At 61.9% G+C, this 3,055-nt stretch carries 3 protein-coding genes; 1 reads left to right on the forward strand and 2 read right to left on the reverse strand.

Features of this window, described 5'->3' with window-relative positions; genetic code table 11:
• Positions 1-19: 19 nt before the first annotated feature.
• On the reverse strand, positions 20-1,636 hold the full coding sequence (locus tag F8N49_RS26880) for a murein L,D-transpeptidase (protein WP_151553247.1): 1,617 nt from the start codon (positions 1,634-1,636) through the stop codon (positions 20-22).
• Between the two features lie 152 nt (positions 1,637-1,788).
• On the opposite strand from F8N49_RS26880, the gene F8N49_RS26885 reads away from it, so the two are divergent.
• Positions 1,789-2,502, forward strand: a complete 714-nt coding sequence (locus F8N49_RS26885; RefSeq protein WP_016775166.1) for a murein L,D-transpeptidase catalytic domain family protein — start codon at positions 1,789-1,791, stop codon at positions 2,500-2,502.
• Here the strand turns inward: F8N49_RS26885 and F8N49_RS26890 are convergent.
• The coding region (locus tag F8N49_RS26890) for a cell wall hydrolase (protein WP_151553248.1) at positions 2,499-3,055 on the reverse strand (557 nt) is incomplete at its 5' end. The two genes, F8N49_RS26885 and F8N49_RS26890, sit on opposite strands and share 4 nt — an antisense overlap.

Below are 3,055 nucleotides of genomic sequence, written 5' to 3' on the forward strand. Positions count from 1 at the left end.
CAGGGTGAGGGGTTCTGGCTTAGTGCGCCCGATCCAGCCCCGCCAGCAATGCGCTGTCGTGGCTGTAGATGTCCGGCGCATAACGCACATCGCCGCTGCTGTCGACTTGCGCCGTCCAGTAGGTCATCAGGATCGGCACCGGCGCCGACAGGCGAAATTCATGGGTGCTACCGGTTGCCAGCAAAGTCTCGGTGCGAGCTTTTTCTGCCGGGGACAGCAGCAGATCGCGCAGTTGCAGCGGGTGCTCGACGCGCACACAACCGGAACTGAACGCCCGTGGGCCTTTGTCGAACAGCGCCTTGCTCGGCGTGTCGTGCAGGTAGACCGAGAACGGGTTGGGGAAACGGATGACCATTTGCCCCAGCGGATTGCGCGGGCCGGCGTCCTGGCGCAGGAGGATGTTGCCGGGGTTGTCCCAGTCGATGTCCGCTGCCGCCAGAGGCTGACCGTTGGCATCGAGCACTTGCAGGTTCTGACGGCTGAGGAACGTCTGATCCTTGCGGATTTCCGGCAGCTTGTCTTCTTTCCAGATGGTCGGCGGTACGGTCCAGGTCGGATTCAGCGTCAGGCGGGTGACGCGGGATTTGAGCAGCGGCGTCTGGCGTTCGGCGCGGCCGACCTGGGTGCGGGTCTGCCACACCGGTTGACCGCCCTGATACAGCGTAAGCTCAGCGGCCGCGACATTCACCACCAGACCACTGGGCTCCATGTCCTGGGCCATCCAGCGGAAACGTTCCAGATTGACGCGCAACTGATCGCGGCGGGTCAGCGGGCTGATGTTCAGCTCGGCAATCGTGCCCGGCCCGACCACACCGTCAGCCTGCAACGAATGGCTGGCCTGAAAGTGCTTCACTGCCTCCACCAGCACGTCATCGTAGGCGTTGTCCGGCGGCACCAGTGCGTGTGCCAGATAACCTTCGCTGTACAAACGTCGGGCCAGTTCCGGCACGCGCGGATCTTCCATCGCCGGGCGCAGCAACGGGCCGTTGCCCACCGGCTGCCATTGCGGCAAGGCTTGCAAGCGTTGCGCGGCATACAGCTGACGCAGGCTTTGATATTGCGGCAGATGCGGACGCGCCAGGTCGAACGCCGCAGCAATATCGTTCATGCCCGGCACGGCAATGCTGAGCAATTGCGCCTGACGGTCGGTCGGCGGGCCGTCGACACGCCACAACGGTTCGAAATGCGATTGCAACAGACGGCCGTAATGCAGATCCTTCAAGGCCTGCAGGTAGTTGCGGCTGATGTCGATGTCGGCGCACAGCTCGCCATCCTGCGGCGGCGTTGTGGCCACGGCATAGCGATTCGGATTCAACCCATCATCGGCCAACAGCTGCAATTGCGCGCGCAATGCCGGCAAGCGTGCCGACTCACTCGCCCACACCGGCATCCAGTCCTGCTGTTCATAAAACGCCTGCAACTGGCTCAACGCCGGACCATTAAGGCGCGGAGCAATGGCCGGGCACGACTGCGCCAGGCTGATCAAAACCGCCTGCAACGGGCTGCGCGGCTCGACCGGCAATTGCGTTTGAGGCGTCGGCAGGGTTTCGAGCGGGGGCAGCGGCTCATCGGCGCAAGCGACAAACGGCGCAGCGAGCAAACAAATGCTCAAGTAGCATGCGTACTTTTTGAACAACTGCTTTACTCCAATCCATGGCCGTCCAGATGACGGTCAACCTTACATCAGGTGCGCTGAACAGTCAGGCTCGAACCGCGAGCCTGCGGGTATTGACTGGGAGTCAGGAGCCAAAGTGCCGTTTATGTAGCAAGTTGAGGACACTTTATAAAATGTTGACGTTTTTGCGCCGACTTCTGTTGAGCACCGCGACCCTTGTCGCCGTGACCAGCCCAGTATTTGCCGCCGGCAAGCCATCGCCGGTTCTCTACAACAGCCTCGCCCACGCCGCGCCGGAACTCAATCCCCAGGCGCTCAAAGGTGCATTGAACGCCATGCAATGCGCGGTCAACAACGGCGCGAAACCCTCGCGGCATCTGGCGATCATCGATTACTCGCAACCGTCCACCGAACGCCGCCTGTGGATCTTCGATCTGAGCAAAAAGAAACTGGTGCTGCGTGATCTGGTTGCCCACGGTTCCAACTCCGGGGAAAACTTCGCCACGCAGTTTTCCAATCGCGAAGGCAGCTATCAGTCCAGCCTCGGTCTGTTCCGCACTCAGGAAAGCTACGAAGGTACTCACGGCTATTCGCTGCGCATGGATGGTCTGGAGCCCGGTTTCAATGATCTGGCCCGTGATCGCGCGATCGTGATTCATGCCGCAAGTTATGTGAACCCGCTGTGGAGCAAGCGTCAGGGGCGTATCGGCCGCAGTCAGGGTTGCCCCGCCGTACGGCCGCAGATCGCCAAACAGGTGATCGATCGCCTGAAGAACGGCCAGTTCATGTTTTCCTGGTATCCGGATCAGCGCTGGCTGCAAAAGTCACCGTATCTGAACTGCCAGCCGCAACAGGTGGCGAGCATTCTCAATACCCACGCCAGTTAACGCGCGTCGCCCCCGGCGGGTTTGTAGAACAGGAACCTGCCGGTCTGCGCCGTGTTGCGATAGGCCTTGGCCCAGCTCGGGTGCACGCCGCGATCGTGAAAATACAGGGCACCGCGCGTGCGGTCCTTGAGCTGACGGTTCAACGCCTTGCCGGCGATTTCCTTGGCCAGCGCGTATTCGGCGTCTTCCTTGACCTGATCGGGCTTGCCATCGCACCACCAGGAAAACTGGCAATTGCCGCTTTCCGAACCCTGCTTGACTACCGCGCATACCGTGTCGGGAAAGCCGTCGTGGCCGAGGCGATTCATCACCACGCTGGCGACGGCCTCCATTTCCGGGGTGTCCTTGCCCTTGGCTTCCCAATAGATACTGCGCGCCAGACAGGTCAGCGGATCGTCCAGCGGCGCGGCGCCGGCCGGGTCTACCGCCTGCGCTTCGGTGGGGGTGATGGCCTCGGATTTCGGCGCCGGGGCAGCGCTGACTTTATCCGCCGCTTTCTCTTCAAGCACCTCGGCTTTCTGTTCGGCCTTGGCCTCGATCGGCGCCTGCGACC

The organism is Pseudomonas sp. GXM4, from assembly GCF_008923895.1.
Taxonomy (GTDB): domain Bacteria; phylum Pseudomonadota; class Gammaproteobacteria; order Pseudomonadales; family Pseudomonadaceae; genus Aquipseudomonas; species Aquipseudomonas atacamensis.

Coding starts and splice junctions, on each gene's coding strand:
- F8N49_RS26885 (WP_016775166.1), top strand. CDS start 1,789: ATGTTGACGTTTTTGCGCCGACTTCTGTTGAGCACCGCGACCCTTGTC.